This window comes from Azospirillum sp. A26 (genome assembly GCF_042604635.1).
GTDB lineage: Bacteria > Pseudomonadota > Alphaproteobacteria > Azospirillales > Azospirillaceae > Azospirillum > Azospirillum palustre.
The window spans coordinates 532,757-550,345 of sequence record NZ_CP170476.1 but is presented as its reverse complement, the minus strand read 5'-3'; the positions used below and the strand labels follow the sequence as shown (position 1 = coordinate 550,345).

At 69.4% G+C, this 17,589-nt stretch carries 15 protein-coding genes and 1 pseudogene; 8 read left to right on the top strand and 8 right to left on the bottom strand.

All coding sequences use genetic code 11. The annotated features are described in order from the left end of the window. Nucleotides 1–9: 9 nt before the first annotated feature. Both ABNQ39_RS33415 and ABNQ39_RS33410 read right to left on the bottom strand, forming a co-directional pair. Nucleotides 10–642 (bottom strand): chemotaxis protein CheC, encoded by a 633-nt coding sequence (locus ABNQ39_RS33415; RefSeq protein WP_376966626.1) that lies wholly within the window; start codon nt 640–642, stop codon nt 10–12. 10 nt (nt 643–652) lie between these two features. Next, nucleotides 653–1,048 carry a response regulator gene (locus tag ABNQ39_RS33410; RefSeq protein ID WP_098736068.1) on the bottom strand — a complete coding sequence of 132 codons (396 nt, stop codon included), beginning with the start codon at nt 1,046–1,048 and terminating at the stop codon, nt 653–655. A 183-nt stretch (nt 1,049–1,231) separates the two neighbouring features. Between ABNQ39_RS33410 and ABNQ39_RS33405 the strand changes: the two genes are divergently transcribed. Continuing rightward, nucleotides 1,232–4,912 (top strand): tetratricopeptide repeat protein, encoded by a 3,681-nt coding sequence (locus tag ABNQ39_RS33405; protein ID WP_376966624.1) that lies wholly within the window; start codon nt 1,232–1,234, stop codon nt 4,910–4,912. Here ABNQ39_RS33405 and ABNQ39_RS33400 read toward each other — a convergent pair. The 5 genes from ABNQ39_RS33400 to ABNQ39_RS33380 all read right to left on the bottom strand — a co-directional run bounded on the left by ABNQ39_RS33400 (nt 4,884) and on the right by ABNQ39_RS33380 (nt 8,514). Continuing rightward, nucleotides 4,884–5,675 (bottom strand): MetQ/NlpA family ABC transporter substrate-binding protein, encoded by a 792-nt coding sequence (locus ABNQ39_RS33400; protein ID WP_098736070.1) that lies wholly within the window; start codon nt 5,673–5,675, stop codon nt 4,884–4,886. The genes ABNQ39_RS33405 and ABNQ39_RS33400 overlap by 29 nt on opposite strands. 41 nt (nt 5,676–5,716) lie before the next feature. After that, the gene (locus ABNQ39_RS33395) at nt 5,717–6,385 is read right to left on the bottom strand and encodes a methionine ABC transporter permease (protein ID WP_098736071.1); all 669 of its coding nucleotides are present in this window, start codon (nt 6,383–6,385) and stop codon (nt 5,717–5,719) included. After that, nucleotides 6,363–7,415, bottom strand: a complete 1,053-nt coding sequence (locus tag ABNQ39_RS33390; protein ID WP_376967174.1) for a methionine ABC transporter ATP-binding protein — start codon at nt 7,413–7,415, stop codon at nt 6,363–6,365. Before ABNQ39_RS33390 ends, ABNQ39_RS33395 begins: the two co-directional genes overlap by 23 nt. Before the next feature lie 44 nt (nt 7,416–7,459). Beyond that, the gene (locus ABNQ39_RS33385) at nt 7,460–8,239 is read right to left on the bottom strand and encodes a MetQ/NlpA family ABC transporter substrate-binding protein (RefSeq protein ID WP_376966621.1); all 780 of its coding nucleotides are present in this window, start codon (nt 8,237–8,239) and stop codon (nt 7,460–7,462) included. Between the two features lie 74 nt (nt 8,240–8,313). Then, a complete protein-coding gene (locus ABNQ39_RS33380) occupies nt 8,314–8,514 on the bottom strand; it encodes a hypothetical protein (RefSeq protein WP_376966619.1) in 201 nt (66 codons plus the stop codon). A gap of 534 nt (nt 8,515–9,048) precedes the next feature. On the opposite strand from ABNQ39_RS33380, the gene hisG reads away from it, so the two are divergent. The 4 genes and pseudogenes from hisG to ABNQ39_RS33360 all read left to right on the top strand — a co-directional run bounded on the left by hisG (nt 9,049) and on the right by ABNQ39_RS33360 (nt 12,038). Then, nucleotides 9,049–9,759, top strand: coding sequence for an ATP phosphoribosyltransferase (gene hisG / locus ABNQ39_RS33375; protein ID WP_425290399.1), 711 nt, complete (start codon nt 9,049–9,051; stop codon nt 9,757–9,759). Further along, nucleotides 9,743–11,046, top strand: a pseudogene (gene hisD, locus ABNQ39_RS33370) (histidinol dehydrogenase). Before hisG ends, hisD begins: the two are co-directional and overlap by 17 nt. A gap of 22 nt (nt 11,047–11,068) precedes the next feature. Next, complete coding sequence (locus tag ABNQ39_RS33365) at nt 11,069–11,554, top strand: UPF0262 family protein (protein WP_376966616.1); 486 nt, start codon at nt 11,069–11,071, stop codon at nt 11,552–11,554. A 16-nt stretch (nt 11,555–11,570) separates the two neighbouring features. Next, entirely contained in the window at nt 11,571–12,038 is a 468-nt protein-coding gene (locus ABNQ39_RS33360) for a low molecular weight phosphatase family protein (RefSeq protein ID WP_109450592.1), read from the top strand. 11 nt (nt 12,039–12,049) lie between these two features. Here ABNQ39_RS33360 and ABNQ39_RS33355 read toward each other — a convergent pair whose 3' ends face one another. Further along, nucleotides 12,050–13,282, bottom strand: coding sequence for a PepSY-associated TM helix domain-containing protein (locus ABNQ39_RS33355; RefSeq protein ID WP_376966614.1), 1,233 nt, complete (start codon nt 13,280–13,282; stop codon nt 12,050–12,052). Nucleotides 13,283–13,565: 283 nt separating this feature from the next. On the opposite strand from ABNQ39_RS33355, the gene ABNQ39_RS33350 reads away from it, so the two are divergent. The 3 genes from ABNQ39_RS33350 (at nt 13,566) to infA (ending at nt 17,584) form a co-directional block, all read left to right on the top strand. Then, a complete protein-coding gene (locus ABNQ39_RS33350; protein ID WP_376966612.1) occupies nt 13,566–15,917 on the top strand; it encodes a hybrid sensor histidine kinase/response regulator in 2,352 nt (783 codons plus the stop codon). A 112-nt stretch (nt 15,918–16,029) separates the two neighbouring features. Beyond that, nucleotides 16,030–17,208: a lytic transglycosylase domain-containing protein gene (locus ABNQ39_RS33345; RefSeq protein ID WP_376966610.1), complete on the top strand. Its 1,179-nt coding sequence runs from the start codon at nt 16,030–16,032 to the stop codon at nt 17,206–17,208. A gap of 157 nt (nt 17,209–17,365) precedes the next feature. Further along, nucleotides 17,366–17,584 carry a translation initiation factor IF-1 gene (infA, locus tag ABNQ39_RS33340; protein ID WP_012977999.1) on the top strand — a complete coding sequence of 73 codons (219 nt, stop codon included), beginning with the start codon at nt 17,366–17,368 and terminating at the stop codon, nt 17,582–17,584. Nucleotides 17,585–17,589 lie beyond the last annotated feature (5 nt).

The following is a 17,589-nucleotide window of genomic DNA, read 5'->3' as shown; positions in this document are numbered from 1 at the left end:
TTGTTGCCGTTACGCCACGAGCCGGCCGATATAGCGGCCGAGCGTCGCCTGGAGCGCGCCTGCCGAGCCGGCGTCGAGCAGCAGGACCACCCGCCCGCCGACCACGACGCCCTCGCCGCCCGGCAGGCTGGTGCGCAGATCGATGTGGAACAGCACCGCGGCCCCCTCCGCCGTCGGAGCCGTTCCCGAACAGCCCCGCAGCACCTCCGCCGCATCGCCGCGGAACACCGCCGGCAGGCCGGTGTCGACCGGTTCGCCCAGCAAATTGGCGACCAGGGCCAGCGCGCTGTTCAGAACGACGTTGCCAAGCTCCGCCAGCACCTCGTCCTCCAGCTCCGACACCTCCTCGGCGGGAACGTCGGGCGGCAGGGCGGCGCGCACCAGGGCCATGCTGCCGGCCTGGGGGAAGACCAGCAGGGCGCAGCCCGCGAACAGGCCGCCCAGCGTTTCGGAGATGCCGACCAGCGGCGGCGTCAGCGCCCGGTCCAGCAGCCCGGCCACCGTGTCCGGCGGCACCATGTCCACCGTCGGGACCGACAGGGTCACCAGCCCGCCCAGCATGCGGCCGAGCGCCGTCGATGCCCGGCCGATGCCGATGTTGCCCAGTTCGGCCAGGGCGTCGCGCTCCAGATCGCTCAGCATGGGGATCTGGTCACTCCTGCTGCGGCTGTGTGGGGCGGCGCGGCGGCAGGGCGGTGGAGTTCAGGAAGCGGACGACCTGCTCCTCCTCCAGCGGCTTGGGCATGAAGGCGGCGCCGACGCCGCGGATGCCGGACACCACCGCGTCCTGGGCGTTGGCGGTGATGATGGCGATGTGGATGCCCGGATGGCTCTGGCGCAGCTTGGCCGCGGTCTCCACGCCGTTGTCGCCGGGCATGTTGTAATCGATGATGGCAACATCGACCGGCGTGTTCTGCAACGTCTTGAAGAGTTCGTCGCCGTTCGCAGCCTCGACCACCGTCCAGTCCGGCTTGTTGCGCAAGACCATGGCCCGCACATGCATGCGCGAAAGCTTGCTGTCGTCGACAATGATTGCAGTCTTACTCAAGATATACGCCTTTTGGATGGAGATCAGTCGAGGAAGCCTGACCTGGACCGAATTGAGCGCAAGTATACAGAATGAAATGTGCCGCGCCAGTCCCCTTAAATGTTCTTGGGATTTTGCCTGCGCGCCATCCGGCCAACTCATGCTATCGAAACGACGCCTCTTTTCCGATCCGGCCGCCGCCCCATGCCGCCTTCCGCCGCCTCCAGACTCTCGGCCAGACTGGCCGCCCTCCTGCGCGAGGCGCTGGCCCACCACCGCGCCGGCGATCTGGACGGGGCGGAGCGCGCCTATCGCGCCATGCTGGCTGCCGATGGGCGGAACGCCGACGCGCTGCATCTGCTGGGCGTGCTGCACCACCAGCGCGGCCTGGATGCCGACGCCGTCCGCCTGATCGGGCAGGCCGTCGCGCGGCGCCCCGGCGTCGCCGAACAGCACGCCAACCTCGGCCTCGCCCTCCATGCGCTGGGCCGGCTGTCGGAGGCGGAGGCGGAATACCGCCGGGCGCTCGCGCTCCGCGACGCCTATGCCGAGGCGCACAACAGCCTGGGCAGCGCGCTCCAGGAGCAGGACCGGCTGGCGGAGGCCGGCGTGCATTACCGCCGCGCGCTCGACCTGAATGCCGGCTATGCCGAGGCCTGGGCCAATCTCGGCACGCTGCTGCGGGCGCAGGACGACTATGCCGAGGCGGAAACGGCGCTGCGCCATGCCCTGCGGCTCGACCCCGGCCATGCCACCGCCCTGACCAACCTCGGTGTCGTGCTGAAGGAGACCGGCCGCGCCGCCGAGGCCGAGGCGGCGCATCTGGACGCCCTGCGGCTCGCCCCCGGCGATGCCGAGACCATGGTGAACCTCGCCCTGCTGCGCGAGGCCCAGGGCCGCGGCGACGAGGCGGAGGCGCTCTACGCCCAGGCCATGATCCATGCCCCCGGCTTCGCCCTGGCCCGCTGGAACCTCGCCTTGCGGCTGCTCGGCCGCGGCCGGCTGGCCGACGGCTGGGAGGAGTACGAAGCGCGCTTCGCCTCCCGCCGCGTGTCGGCCGGACGCAGCTTTTCCCTGCCGGCCTGGGACGGAACTCCGGGGAAGCGCCTGCTGGTCTGGCGCGAGCAGGGGCTGGGCGACGAGCTGATGTTCGGCACCGCGCTGCCCGACCTTGCGCAGCGGTTCGAGCCGGAAACGCTGGTCGTCGAGGTCGATGCCCGCCTGACCGGTCTGGTCGGCCGCGCCCTGCCCGGCGTCACCGTGCGGGCGCAGACGGCGGCCCCGACAGACGCCGACGCCCATCTGCCGATGGGATCGCTGCCCCGGCTGCTGCGCCCCGGCCTCGCCGACTTTCCGGCCCGGCCCTCCTGGCTGACGCCCGATCCGCAGCGGCTGGCGGAGTGGCGCGACCGGCTGGCGGCGCTGGGGCCGGGCCTGCGCGTCGGCATCTGCTGGGGCAGCCAGAACATGCTGGGGGAGCGCAAGGCCTCCTACACCACGCTCGCCGACTGGGCACCGCTGCTGACCCTGCCCGGCCTGATCCCGGTCACCCTGCAATATGACGGGCGTGAGGCGGAGATCGCCGCCGTCGAGGCGCAGCTGGGCCTGCGCATCCACCGCTGGCCCGGCACCGACCTGAAGAACGATCTGGAAGGCGTGGCGGCGCTGATCGCCGGTCTCGACCTCGTGGTGACGGTGGCGAGTTCGGTCGGCGAGATGGCAGGTGCGCTTGGCGTGCCGGTGTGGCGCTTCGGTCCGGCCGGCGACTGGACCGCGCTGGGCACCGGGGTGCGCCCCTGGTTCCCGTCGATGCGGCTGTGGAGCACCCGCCCCGGCCAAGATCTGCCGGACGTGCTGGCGCGCATGGCGGCGGACCTGCGCCGGCTGATCCCTGCTCCGCCTATAGAGGAGTGGCTGGCCGAAGCGCGCGACCTGCATGGATCCGGCCGCTGGCCGGAGGCGGAGAAGGCCTATCAGCGTATCCTCGACCAGGGCGGCGAGGTGCCGGCGGCGCTGGAAGGCTACGCCATGCTCGGCCAGCAGGCCGGCCGGCCCGACATCGCCGACACCCTGCTGACCCGCGCCATCGCGGCGGAGCCGAGCGCCGACCGCCACAAGCGCCGCGCCCTGGCCCGGCAGGAGATGGGCGCGCTGGCCGACGCCGAGGCCGACTGGCAGGCCGCCGCCACGCTGGCACCCGAGGATGTCGAGGCGCTCGGCAATCTCGGCGCGCTGCGGCTGTCCCGCGGGGCGGCCGCCGACGCGGCTGAGGCGACCGACGCGGCACGGCGCCTTGCCCCCTTCCATGCCGGGCTGTGGATCAATGCCGGGCTGGCGCGGCAGGCGATGGGCGAAGCGGGGCAGCCCTTCCTCCTGCGCGCCCTCGCCCTCGACCCCGCGGTCGCGGAGGCCTGGACCGCCCTGTCGGCCGAGGCCCTGCGCAACCCCGACCATGCCGCCGAGGCGGAGCGCACCGCCGGCCGGGCCCTACGCCTGCGCCCCGGCGACCCGGCGGCGGTCAGCAACCTGGGGCTGGCGGCCCTGGCGCTCGACCGGCCGGCGGAGGCGGTCGCCCATCTGCGTCTGGCGCTCCAGGCCCGTCCCGGCGATCTCGCGACGCTGGGCAACCTCGCCCTGGCGCTGGAGCGGGCGGGCGACGGCGCCGCCGCCGGGCTGGCCTGGTGGCGGGTTATCCTGTTCGCGCCCGGAACCGGTGCCGGCTGGGCCGGGCTGGCCGATCTGCGGCAGCGGCAGGGCCGGCTCGACGCCGCGCTGAAGGGCTGGGGCCGCGCCCTGGCGCTGGAGCCCAAGCGGGCGGAGTGGCGCTACAACCAGGGCAACGCCCTGCATGCCGCCGGCCGGCCGGTCGAGGCCGATGCGGCCTACCGGCAGGCGGTGGAGGACGACCCGGCCCTGACGCTCGCCGCCTTCAACCGCGGCTACGCGGCGCTGGCGCAGGGCGACCTCGTCACCGGCTGGACCGCTCTGGAGGCGCGCTTCGCCGCCGGTCAGGCACTACCCGACCGCCGCTTCCGCCTGCCCGCCTGGGACGGCGGCGACCTGACGGGAAAGACGCTGCTGGTCTGGCGCGAACAGGGGGTGGGCGACGAGCTGATGCACAGCGCCTGCTACCCCGCCCTGATCGCACGCACTCTCTCAGCCGCAGGCCGGGTCATCGTGGAATGCAAGCCGCGGCTGGTGGCGCTGTTCGCGCGCTCCTTCCCACAGGCGACGGTGCGCGCAGCGACGGAGGATCCGGCGGATGCCGACTGTCACGTCCCGGCCGGGTCGCTGCCATTGCGGCTGGGCTGGGGGCTGGAGAGCTTTGCGACGCAGGGCGGATGGCTGCGCCCCGACGAGGCGGCGGTGGAGCGGTGGCGGGGCTGGTTGGGCGGCACCGGCTCCGCCCTGACCGTCGGCCTCTGCTGGCGCAGCGGCCTGCGCGGCGCGTTGCGCGACGCCAACTACGCCCCGCTGACCGACTGGGCGCCGATCCTGACCCTGCCCGGCCTGCGATTGATCAACCTGCAATATGACGAGTGCGAAGCCGAACTCGCCGACGCCGAACGGCGGTTCGGCATCGCGATCCACCGCCCGCCGCTCGATTTGAGGAACGACCTCGACGGTGCCGCCGCCCTGACCGCGGCGCTGGATCTGGTGATCTCCGCCGGAACCTCGGTGGCGGAGATGGCCGGCGCGCTGGGCGTGCCGGTCTGGCGGATCGGGCCGGCGGGGGACTGGACGGCGCTCGGCACCGGCTGCCGGCCCTGGTATCCGTCGATGCGGCTGGTCTGCCCGAAAGCGGGCGGGTCGCTCGGCGACGCGCTCAGCGCCGCCGGGCGTGCCCTCATCGGTCTCAGAACGCAGGAACCACGGCGTTCTTGAACTTGGTGAGGATGAACTCCTTCGCCTCGGGGCTGTTGTAGGCCTTCACCAGCTTCGCGACCCAGGGCTTGTCCTTGTCGGCCTTGCGGACGGCGATGACATTGGCATAGGGGCTGTCGGCCGCCTCGCGGGCGATGGCGTCCTTGACGGGGTCGATGCCGGCTTCCAGCGCGAAGTTGGTGTTGATGGCGGCGGCGGTCACGTCGTCCAGCGAGCGCGGCAGCTGGGCGGCGTCCAGCTCGACGATCTCCAGCTTCTTCGGGTTCTCGACGATGTCGATGGGCGAGGCCTTCAGGGTGCCGCCGTCCTTCAGCTTGATCAGGCCCTTGGCCTGGAGCAGCAGCAGGACGCGGCCGCCGTTGGTCGGGTCGTTCGGAATGGCGAACTTGGCACCGACCGGCAGCTCTTCCAGGCTCTTCACCTTCTTGGAATAGATGCCGATGGGATAGACCACCGTCTTGCCGACGCTGACCAGATCGAAGCCGCGGTCCTTCACCTGGTTGTCCAGATAGGGCTGGTGCTGGAAGCTGTTGGCGTCGAGGTCGCCGCCGGCCAGCGCCTGGTTCGGGATGACGTAGTCGGTGAATTCCAGGATCTGGATGTCCAGCCCGTCCTTGGCGGCGATGGGCTTCACCGCTTCCAGGATCTGGGCATGCGGACCGGCGGTGACGCCGACCTTGATCGTTTCGGCCGACACGCCGAAAGCAACGGCCATGGTGGCGGCACCGGCCAGCAGCGAAGCCAGCGAACGGAAGCGCAGCATCTCGAACACTCCTCGGTTTCTTGGGTCAGGTCTTTGGGGGGTCAGGACTTCAGATTGCGTTTGTTGACGCGACGGGCGATCAGGTCGCCCGTCGACTGGACGATCTGCACCAGCACGATCAGCACGATCACCACCGCCAGCATCACCTCCGGCAGGAAGCGCTGATAGCCGTAGCGGATGCCGAGGTCACCCAGGCCGCCGCCGCCGACGGCGCCGACCATGGCGGAATAGCCGACGAGGCTGACCGCCGACAGGGTCAGGCCGGCGACGATGCCCGGCAGGGCTTCCGGCAGCAGAACCTTGCGGATGATCTGGAACGGCGTGGCGCCCATCGCCTGCGCCGCCTCGACCAAGCCACGATCCACCTCGCGCACCGCATTCTCCACCACGCGGGCGATGAAGGGGGCGGCGGCGACGGTCAGCGGCACGATGGCGGCGTTGGTGCCGATGGAGGTGCCGGCGATCAGCCGGGTGAAGGGGATGATCGCCACCACCAGGATGATGAAGGGGGTGGAGCGGGTCATGTTGACCACCGCCCCCATCACCTTGTTGAAGGCGAAGTTCTGCAACAGCTCACCCCGGCCGGTGACGGCCAGCATCACACCGATGGGCAGGCCGATCAGCGTCCCGATGGCGCCCGACACCGCCACCATCTGCAGCGTGTCGATCAGCCCCTTGATCAGCAGGTCAATGATTTGCGGGGAGAGCATGGCCCAACACCTCGACACCCAGATTGTTCTCTTTGACCAGCGCGATGGCGGCATCGACCCTGGCCGTGTCGCCCAGCGCCTCCACCACCAGCGTGCCGAAGGGCGCGCCCTGGATCTCGTCGATCTGGCCGTGCCAGATGTTCAGGTCCAGGTTCAGCTGGCGGCTGATGGCGCTGATGACCGGGGTGGTCGCCTTCGCGCCGGTGAAGGTGATGCGCAGCACCGGGTTGCTGCCCGGCCCCGGCTGGGGCGACAGCCGGTCGCGCAGGCTGTCGGGGATGCCGCGGTTGATGACGGGATCGACGAAGCTGCGGGTGGTCGGGTGCTTCGGGTGGGCGAAGATGTCGAAGACCGGCCCCTGCTCGATCACCCGGCCGCCTTCCATCACCGCCACCTTGTGGCAAATCTCCTTGATCACCGCGATCTCGTGGGTGATCAGCACGATGGTCAGGCCGAGCCGCCGGTTGATGTCGCCCAGCAGATGCAGGATCTGCGTCGTCGTTTCCGGGTCGAGCGCGGAGGTCGCCTCGTCCGACAGCAGCACCTTCGGCTTGCTGGCGAGCGCGCGGGCGATGCCGACGCGCTGCTTCTGCCCGCCCGACAGCTCCGCCGGATAGCGGTCGCGCTTGTCGGCCAGCCCGACGAGGTCGAGCAGCGGCTCCACCGTCTTGCGGATCTCCGCTCTGCCCATGCCGGCCAGTTCCAGCGGCAGCGCCACATTGTCGAAGACGGTGCGCGAGGACAGCAGGTTGAAGTGCTGGAAGATCATGCCGATGGAATGGCGGGCCTTGCGCAGTTCCGCCGCCGACAGGGCGGTCATCTCCACCCCGTCCACTGTGACGCTGCCCGAACTCGGGCTTTCCAGCAGGTTGACCGTGCGCAGCAGCGTCGATTTGCCGGCGCCGGACCGGCCGATGATCCCGAAGACCTCGCCGCGTTCGATGGAAAGGTCGATGTCGGCCAGCGCATGGACCGGAGCCCCGCCGCCGCGTGCCGCGTAAGTCTTATGAATGTTTGTTAGCGTTATCATCATTTATTCGGCAAAAGGGGACGTCCAGCGTCCCCCAGCCTCCCTCACCACGTCGGAATGATGGAACCGTTGAAGCGCGTTTCGATAAACTGCCGCACTTCGGGCGAACGATACAGCGCAATGAAGCGCTTGATCGTCGGGTCTTCTATGCGATCCTTGCGGACCGCCCACACCAGGTTCCACTTGGACTGGTCATCCTCCAGCACCAGGGCCTTCTTCGGCTCCAGCCCGGCCAGCACGGCATAGTTGAGGGTGATGACCGACGCATCCACGTCGTCGAGCGAGCGCGGCAGCTGGGCGGCGTCCAGCTCCACCAGCTTGATGCCCTTCGGGTTCACCACGTCGGCGATGGTGGTGTTGAGGCCGGCGCCGTCCTTCAGCCCGATCACGCCGGCCTTGGCCAGCAGGAACAGGGCGCGGGCGCCGTTGGTGGGATCGTTGGGGATCGACACCGACGCGCCCGGCTTCAGATCGGCCAGCGCCTTCACCTTGCTGCTGTAGACGCCCATCGGCACCACGACGCTCTTGGCGACGGCGACGATGTCGTAACCGCGCTGCTTGACCTGATTGTCGAGGAAGGGCTGGTGCTGGAAGTTGTTGGCGTCGATGTCGCCGGCCTGGAGCGCCGCATTGGGCATGTTCCAGTCGGTGAACTCGATCACCTGCGCCTCGATGCCCTCCTTGGCGGCCAGCTTGGCGGTGAATTCCAGGATCTCGCCATAGGGGCCGGCCGACACGCCCAGCTTCAGCGGGGCGGCGAAGGCGGAGGTCGCGGCGGTCAGCAGGCCGGCGGCGACGGCCACCGACATCAGGATACGCTTCATCGGGTCTTTCCTCAGGATTTTCAGCAGCAGGCTTTTGGGGCGGGCTTCTTGGCAGCGGGCTTCTTGATGGAGCGTCAGCGGCGGCGGGTGTCCGGCAGCCGGCTGAAATGCTGGTGGGCGGCGCGCTGGGCCTGTCCGACATTGCGGAAGACGCGGCGGTCGAGATCGCGGAAAGCCCAATCGGACACGAAGAAGGTGAAGCCGCCGCGTTCGGCGACGACGATGCCGGCGGAGCGGCCCTGGACTTCGATGGCGTAGGCGTTGGCGTGGGACATGGCGGAATGCTCCCCTCGGCGCGGCAGACCCCTGGCGGATGCGGGGCGGCGGCGCGACTGCGTTCAGGACCTGATCGTCAGGATCGGCGGATGTGCGGGATGGGCGCTGTGTTTCTGGGCCGCGAGGTCAGCGGCAACACAGGCCCGAACGCATCATGCAGGCCGAAAAAGCGATCCGAAGCACGGATGGGGGAGCGGAAACTCGCGATGTCATTCCGGTCTCTCCTTCTTGAAGAGGTCCACGACCGGTATCGTGGCGCTTTAGCGTTTGGTGACGCGGCGCAAGCTGCAGAAGTCAAATTGCCGCGGGATGCCCGGCGGGGCGTCCATGGATTTTTATCTACCCTTTCGATGGGGTTTGGTCAAATCCATTTTTGCAGTTTGTGTGAAATTCCTCATTGAGCATATTTTCTCCGTTAAATCTTGCGGGCGCGACAGTGACAGGTGACGGGCGCCTGGAATGTGCTATCTATCGCGTCGATGGTTCATCCGGGGCCCCCACACCGCCCCGGCGAGCGATGCGAGGAGAGTGTTTTGTCCGCCGATACCAGCGCCCTGGGCTTGCCGGCCGCCGAGGTTCCTGTCGACGACCAGCTCGTGCTGGCCCTGCCCAAGGGCCGCATCCTGAAAGAGCTGCGCCCGCTGCTGTCCCATGCCGGCATCCATCCGGAGCCGGCCTTCGACGACGACAAGAGCCGGCTTCTTCGCTTCGCCACCAACGTGCCGAACCTCAGCATCATCCGCGTGCGCTCCTTCGACGTGGCGACCTTCGTCGCCTTCGGCGCCGCCCATCTCGGCGTGGCGGGCAACGACGTGCTGATGGAGTTCGACTATCCGGAGATCTACGCCCCGCTCGACCTCGGCATCGGCGCCTGCCGGCTGTCGGTCGCCGAACCGGCGGAGATGCTGGAGAGCGACGATCCGTCGCGCTGGAGCCATGTGCGCGTCGCCACCAAATATCCGGAGGTGACCAAGCGTCACTTCGCCGCGCGCGGCGTCCAGGCCGAATGCGTCAAGCTGAACGGCGCCATGGAGCTGGCGCCGACGCTGGGCCTGTGCCGCCGCATCGTCGATCTGGTCTCCACCGGCTCGACGCTGCAGGCCAACGGGCTGGTGGAGGTGGAGCATATCGCCGACGTCACCTCGCGCCTGATCGTCAACCGCGCCGCCTTCAAGACGCGGACGGCCGAGATTTCTCAGTGGATCGACAAGTTCCGGGAGGCGGTGAATGCCCGTCAGGCTTGATATTCGCGACGCGGAGTTCGCCGCCGGGTTCGAGGCGCTGCTGCACGCCAAGCGCGAGGCCAGCGAGGATGTCCAGACGCTGGTCGCCGGCGTCATCGATCAGGTCCGCAGCCGCGGCGACGCGGCGCTCATCGACTACACCGCCCGCTGGGACCGCCAGACCCTGACCGCCGACACCCTGCGGATCGGCCGGGACGAGATCGACGCGGCGACGGCCAAATGCTCGGCGGAAACGCTGGAGGCGCTCGACCTCGCCGCGGCGCGGATCGAGGCGTTCCACCGCCGCCAATCCCGGAGGTCACCGACTACCGCGACGCCGCCGGCGTGCGGCTGGGTGCGCGCTGGACGGCGGTCGGCGCCGTCGGCCTCTATGTGCCGGGCGGCACCGCCTCCTACCCGTCCTCGGTGCTGATGAACGCCCTGCCGGCCAAGGTGGCGGGCGTCGAGCGCGTCGTCATGGTGGTGCCGACGCCGGACGGGGCGATCAACCCGCTGGTGCTGGCCGCCGCCAAGCGCTGCGGCATCGACGAGATCTACCGCATCGGCGGTGCGCAGGCGGTCGCGGCGCTGGCCCACGGCACGGCGACGATCCGGCCGGTCGACAAGATCGTCGGCCCCGGCAACGCCTTCGTCGCCACCGCCAAGCGGCAGGTCTATGGCCTCGTCGGCATCGACAGCATCGCCGGCCCCTCGGAGATCCTGGTGGTCGCCGACGGCCATAACGATCCGGCCTGGATCGCCATGGACCTGCTGTCGCAGGCCGAGCACGACAGCTCGGCCCAGTCGATCCTGATCACCGACGATGCCGCCTTCGCCGATGCGGTCGCTACGGCGGTGGACAAGCATCTGGAGACGCTGCCGCGCACGGCAATCGCCGGCGAAAGCTGGCGCGAGCATGGCGCCATCGTGCTGGTCGGCGACCTGATGGCCGACGCTCCCGCCCTGGTCGACCGGCTGGCGCCGGAGCATCTGGAACTGGCGGTGGAGGATCCCGACGTGCTGGCGGCGAAGATCCGCAATGCCGGCGCCATCTTCCTCGGCCGCTACACGCCGGAGGCCATCGGCGATTACGTCGCCGGTCCCAACCATGTGCTGCCGACGGCACGCAGCGCCCGCTTCTCCTCCGGCCTCAACGTGCTGGACTTCATGAAGCGGACGACCTTCGTCGCCTGCGACGCCGACAGCCTGCGGGCCATCGGCCCGGCGGCGGTGACGCTGGCGATGGCCGAGGGGCTGGAGGCGCATGCGCGCTCCGTCGCCCAGCGGCTGCCGGGCTATAAAGACTGAAGAAAGAACGGGGAGGCGGGGCGTGACGACGGCGAAGAGCAAGCGGCGCATCACCCATGTGACGCTCGACGAGCGGAGTGTCGTCCGCCACAAGCCGGAGGTCGAGCATGAGCGCGCCGTCGCCATCTTCGACCTGCTGGAGGACAACGAGTTCTGTCCCTGCGATTTCACAGAGGACGGGCCGTACCACCTGCATCTGTCGATCGAGGACAACCGGCTGGTCTTCGACATCCGGCGCGAGGACAACAGCGAACTCGACCGGCTGATGCTGCCGATCACCGGCTTCCGCTCCATCGTCCGCGACTATTTCCTGATCTGCGAGAGCTATTACGCCGCCATCAAGCGGTCGACGCCGTCGCAGATCGAAGCCATCGACATGGGCCGCCGCGGCCTGCACAACGAGGGGTCCGAGATGCTGCGCGAACGGCTGGCCGGCAAGGTGGAGATGGACCTGCAGACCGCGCGCCGGCTGTTCACGCTGATCTGCGTCCTGCACATTCGCGGCTGACGGACCGGGCAAGGCCATGGCGGCGACCCCGGTCCTCACCCCTCTGCCGGTCACGAGCGTATTGTTCGCCTGTACCTACAACATGATCCGTTCGCCGATGGCGGCGGCGATGATGCGCCATTACCACGGCACCCGTGTCTATGTGGATTCCGTCGGCGTCCGCGAGGGCGACGAGGTCGATCCCTTCGCCGTCGCGGTGATGGAGGAGATCGGCATCGACCTGTCCAAGCACCGCTGCCGCACCTTCGAGGATTTGGAAGACACCAACTTCGACCTGATCGTCTCGCTGTCGCCGGAGGCGCAGCACCGCGCCATCGAGATGACGCGCACCATGGCCTGCGACGTGGAGTTCTGGAACACCTTCGACCCCACCCTGGTCGACGGCACCCGCGACGCCATGCTGGAAGCCTACCGCCAGGTCCGCGACGGCCTGATGGCCAAGATGAAGCAACGCTTCCCGCTGTCCCGCGGGCCGACGGTGTGACCGTCCGGCGGTCAGCCGGCCCGCGCCGGCCGCGTCCGCTTCTTCTGCCGCCAGCGCACCGTCCCGGTCGCCAGCAACACTGCCGGCAAAAGACCGGCCACTGCCACCAGGATGCGGCAGCACAGGCCGAAGCACTCGCCGTTGTGCAGCGGATGCTGCCAGCCGAAGAAGGCGTCGCCGAAGGTCCAGCGGGTGGGGTCGCGGACATCCATGACCGTGCCGTCGCCGCCATTCACCCACACGCTGGTCTTGGGAAAGCGCCAGCCGGGCTTGCCGGCCTGGAACAGGCGGATGTGGTAGGCGCCGCCGCCCTGCCCCGGCACCTCGACCCAGCGCGGTTCGGCCTGCGGGAAACGGGCGAGCGCCGCGGCAAGCGCGGCATCGGCCCCCACTGTGGCTCCCACTGCCTTACCATTCTGGGCGGATAGGAGAACGGGAGGTGCGGTCATCGGCGACAGCCACTCCACCACCGGCTTCACCCAGTCCGGCCGCTCCATGACGATCCCCGTCACGATCAGCGGCAACAGGACGACAAGGCCATAGACGCCCGCCAGTACATGGATGTCGAACACCTGCCGGACGAAGCCGGAGCGCAGGCGCGGTTGCAGGGCCCGACCCCATTTTCCCGCCGCCGGCCACCATAGATAGACCCCGCTGGCAAGGATCAGCAGGCTGCCGATCCCGCCCAGCGCCAGCACCAGCTGTCCGCTCTCGCCGGCCAGCAGCAGGTAATGCAGGTCGTAGACCCAGGTCATCGCCGTCCGGCCCCAGAAGCGGGAGGACAGCACCTCGCCGCTGTAAGGGTTCACCGCCACCATCAGCGGGGCGAAGGACTTGCCCGCGGTCTCCTCCGGCTTCATGTAGCGGGCCATGATCGGATGGTCCGGCCCGTCGGGAAGCTCCAGCCGCCAGCCGCCGCCACGGGCCGGATGGGCCTCGCGCAGGGCTTGCACCACCCGGTCAAGCGGAACCGAAGCATTCTGCCCGGTCTTCTGCCAGGCCGACAGCACCAGTTCCGGCGTCAGCATGCGGTCGATGTCGACATAGAAGACCAGCAGGCTGCCGGTCAGCGCGGTCAGCGCCAGCAGCGCCCCCACCGCCAGTCCCAGCGTCAGGTGCATCGTCAGCAGAAAGCGGCGCACCCGCTGTCGTGAAACGCCGGAAAAGATGCCGATCTCCCAGCCGGCCGGTGCGACGCTGCCCGGCCGTGCCGGCATGACCCTACGCTCGCTTTCCGTGTGCATGACGGACGTTCTCCTGCCCCCAGGTCGGCGCAATGCCGGAAACATCCCCGAAGCACACCCCAGCGGCCTTGACGGCCGTCAAATGCTCGCACAGGCTCGGCCCTGTCGGACCGCCCACCACACGGGATGGTCGGTAATAAATTTGGTATTCTGCAACTTTTTGCGCGGCTCCGTGTTCACTTCGCATCCCCGCCAGTGCTATTGAGCTGTGTCATCGCAACGCGCCGCGCGCCGCCTTAGGCTCGGGGGGCGTGAGCGAACATTCCCGCGGAAGCCGTCATCCATGCCCGCAGGTCCGATGCACCGCCTGCTCCGCGCCTTCAGCCCGCGCAGCCTGCGCGCCCGCCTGATGGGCGTGGTGCTGGCCTCGCTGGCGCTGCCGCTGGGGGGGACGCTCTATCTCGCCGACCAGCAGCTCGACGACCACATCGACGCGGCGCGCGAACTGGTGCAGCATCTGGCCGACGACGGGGTGGAGCGCCAGCACGACCTGATCGGCGAGGCGCGCAACCTGCTTGGCGTGCTGTCGCTGGTGCCGGCCATCCGCAACGCGACGATGGACCACACCGACGCCTGCGTCGCCACCCTGGCGCCGATGCCGCGCCAGCACCGCTGGACCACCGGCGTCTGGCTCACCGACGCCGACGGCAACATCATCTGCGACACCACCGGCCCCGGTGCCGGCATCACCCTGCGGGAACGCGAGTATTTCCAGCGCGTGCTGGACACCAGAAGCTGGGTGGTCAGCGATTTCATCATCGGCAAGCGCTCGCTGAAGCCGCTGATCATCGTCGCCAGCCCGATCATCGAGGATGGGCGGATCATCCGCGTCATGGGCGTGGCGGTGGACCTCACCTGGCTGACCGACCTGGTGAAGGTGCTGAAGCAGCCCGACGCCCGCGTCATGGTGCTGGACCGCCACGGCGTGATCGTGGCCCGCCAGCCCGACCCGGAAGGCTGGCTGAACCGCAACATCGGCAACATGCCGCATATCCGCCAGATGCTGACGGAGAAGGACGGCACGCTGGATGCGGAAAGCGCCGACGGCCGCGGCCGGCTGTGGGCCTTCCGCCATTCGGACGAGACCGACACCGTCTTCGCCGTCGGCATGCCGACCGGCCCGATCATGGCGGAGGCCCGGCGCGATCTGTGGCAGAGCCTGGGCCTGCTCGCCATCGCGGCGCTGGTCAGCGTCACCGCCCTGTGGGTGCTGCTGCGCGCCTCGGTCCTGCGCTGGGTGTGGGAACTCGGCACCGCGGCCACCCGCATCGGCGACGGCGGCGGCGGCACCGTGATCGAGGCGGACCGCGCGCCCCATGAATTCCGCGTCGTCTCCCATGCCTTCAACAACATGTCGCGCCGCCTGAAGCAGCGCGAGCAGGAGCTGCGCTCCGCCATGGAGGAGGCGCGGGCCGGCAGCCGTGCCAAGGAGGAATTCCTCGCCACCATGAGCCACGAGATCCGCACGCCGATGAACGGCGTGATCGGGTTCGCGGAAATGCTGCTGGAAACCCCGCTGACGGCGGAGCAGCGGCGCTACGCCTCGCAGGTGCGCGATGCCGGGCGGTCGCTGCTGACCGTCATCAACGACGTGCTCGACCTGTCGAAGCTGGAGGCGGGGCGGCTCGATCTGGTCAGCGTGCCCTTCCGGCTGGACGATCTGGCCGACCGCTGCGTCGCCATCGTCCGGCTGGCCGCGGAACAGAAGGGGCTGGAGCTGCAGACCAGCATCTCGGCGACCGCCCGCGGCTTCGTCATGGGCGACCCCGACCGGCTGCGCCAGCTCCTGCTGAACCTGCTGAGCAACGCGGTGAAGTTCACCGACCGCGGTTCGGTCCGCCTGACGGTGAAGGCGATCGAGGACAGCGGAAAAAGCGGAGGCCGCATCTGCACCTTCACCGTCACAGACAGCGGGATCGGCATCGCCCCCGAACGGCAGCGCGACCTGTTCCAGCGCTTCACCCAGCTGGAGCGCGGGCGCGGCGGCACCGGGCTGGGGCTGGCCATCTGCCGCCGGCTGGTGGAACTGATGGGTGGCGAGATCGGCATGGAAAGCCAGCTCGGCACCGGCAGCACCTTCTGGTTCTCGCTGCCTCTGCTGCCCGCCGGCAGCGCCGCGATCCAGCCCGACAGCGCCATCCTGTCCCCTCTGGAGTCCGGCGCCGCCAGCGCCCGCATCCTGCTGGCGGAGGATCTGGCGATGAACCGCGATCTGGCGGTGACCATGCTGACCAGGGCCGGCCATCGGGTCGATGCGGTGGACGACGGCGCCGCCGCGGTGGCCGCGGTGCAGGAACAGCCCTACGACCTCGTGCTGATGGATGTGCAGATGCCGGTGATGGACGGGCTGGAGGCCACCCGCCGCATCCGCGCCCTGCCCGGCCCGGTGAGCCGCATCCCGATCCTCGCTCTGACCGCTGGCGTGATGCAGATCGAGGTCGAACGCTGCCTGCAGGCCGGCATGAACGCCCATCTGGCCAAGCCGCTGGAAAAATCCAAGCTGCTGGCCGCCATCGGCCGTTGGGCCCGCGTCGCGTATCCCGACGATCCGCTGGCCGACGATCCATTGCACGGCGAGGGCGAGAACGGCGCCAAGGACGAGGCCCCGCGCCCACAGTTGATCGCACATCGCTGACGAGTCGGTGCTATAGTGCCTGCATCCGTCCGGCCATGCCCACGCTCGTGGGGCATCGGCGGGCGGGGCTTTCTCCCGGCAGGCCCGGCCGGTTCGTAGCGAAGTGTGTGCCATGAAGGTTGCGCAGCCCCCTCTCGCCCCCGTTCCGGAGCGCAAGCCCGACGCTTCCCCTGCGCTCACCGACGGCAGTGTCGGCGAGCCGTCCTTCCGCGACACGCTGGTCCAGACCAGCCGGACCGGCGCCGGGGCCGTGCCGGTCGGCCGGCCGGCGAACGGCCAGAAGACGCCGCCCTTACCGGCCGCCCCCCTGCCGACCTCAAAGCCGCCGGCCCCGATCCTGCTGGGCGACGGGACCCAGGTTCCCCTGCCCGCCGCCAAGCCGGTCACCCCCATCCGCCTCGCCGACGGCAGCACGGTGCCGGTTCCCGCCGCAAAGCCCGACGCGCCGGTCCTGCTGGCCTCCGACTCCGCGTCCGCGGAGACCGCCGCGCCGCGCGCGCCCCTGCCGGGACTGAAGCCGGCGGTCCCGGCCCCCCAAACACCGCCCCCAAGCTCCGCGAAGGTGGCGGAGGCGGTGAAGGCCGTGACTGCCGAGGATCCGACCGCCACGCGGGTGCTGGTCGCCTCGCAGCAGGTCGCCGGCCTGTCGGGCCACAGCTTCACCGCCATCCTGGCCCAGGCGACCCAGGAAAGCGGGCTGGACAGTGCCGCGAAGAACAGCCGCAGCTCCGCCGCCGGCCCGTTCCAGTTCCTCGAATTGACCTGGCTCGACCTGTTCCGCCGCCATGGCGCCGCCTATGGCCAGGGCGATCTGGCCTCGCACATCCAGGTCCGCAACGGGGTGTCCAGCGTCAAGGACCCGGCGATCCGCCGCCAGATCCTGGAGTTGCGCCACGACGTCGACCTGTCGGCCGGCATGGCCGCCCGCTATCTGGCCGAAGGGCGCGAGGCGCTGGAGAAGCGGCTGGGCCGCCCGGCCAGCGAATTGGAAAGCCGCATGGCCTATGTTCTGGGCTCCGGCGGGGCGGCGAAGCTGATCCGCGCCGCCGAATCGACACCTGGCGCGGTCGCCGCCGACCTGTTGCCCAGTGCCGCGAAGGCCAATCACAACCTGTTCCACGACATATTGAGCGGCCGTGCGCTGAGTGCGGCGGAAACCGTCGGCCGCCTGACCCGCCGCATGGAGATCGACCAGCGCGAGATGTTCGCGGCGATTGGCAAGGCGATGGACCAGCCGCGCCGCCTGGAAGAAGGCGGTGCATCGCCACTCAACCCCTACCAGTCGGTCTGACGGGGCGCGGCTCAGGGGGCATTTCCGGCACGCAACGCGGGTCTGCCCCGCGCGAATGGCTGCGGCCGAACGCATCGGCGGTGGGAATCCCCCTTGACCCGGCGGCCTTGGAAGGTCAGTTATTGCCGCGAAACTATTAGGACGGACATAAGGGCCTATGGCAAAGGAAGATTTGATCGAGTTTTCCGGGACCGTCGTCGAATTGCTTCCGAACGCGATGTTCCGGGTGAAGCTCGACAACGATCACGAGGTTCTGGCGCACACCTCCGGCAAGATGCGTAAGAACCGGATTCGCGTCCTGGCGGGCGACCGCGTCAATGTGGAAATGACGCCGTACGACCTGACCAAGGGCCGCATCACCTTCCGGTTCAAGTAGCATCC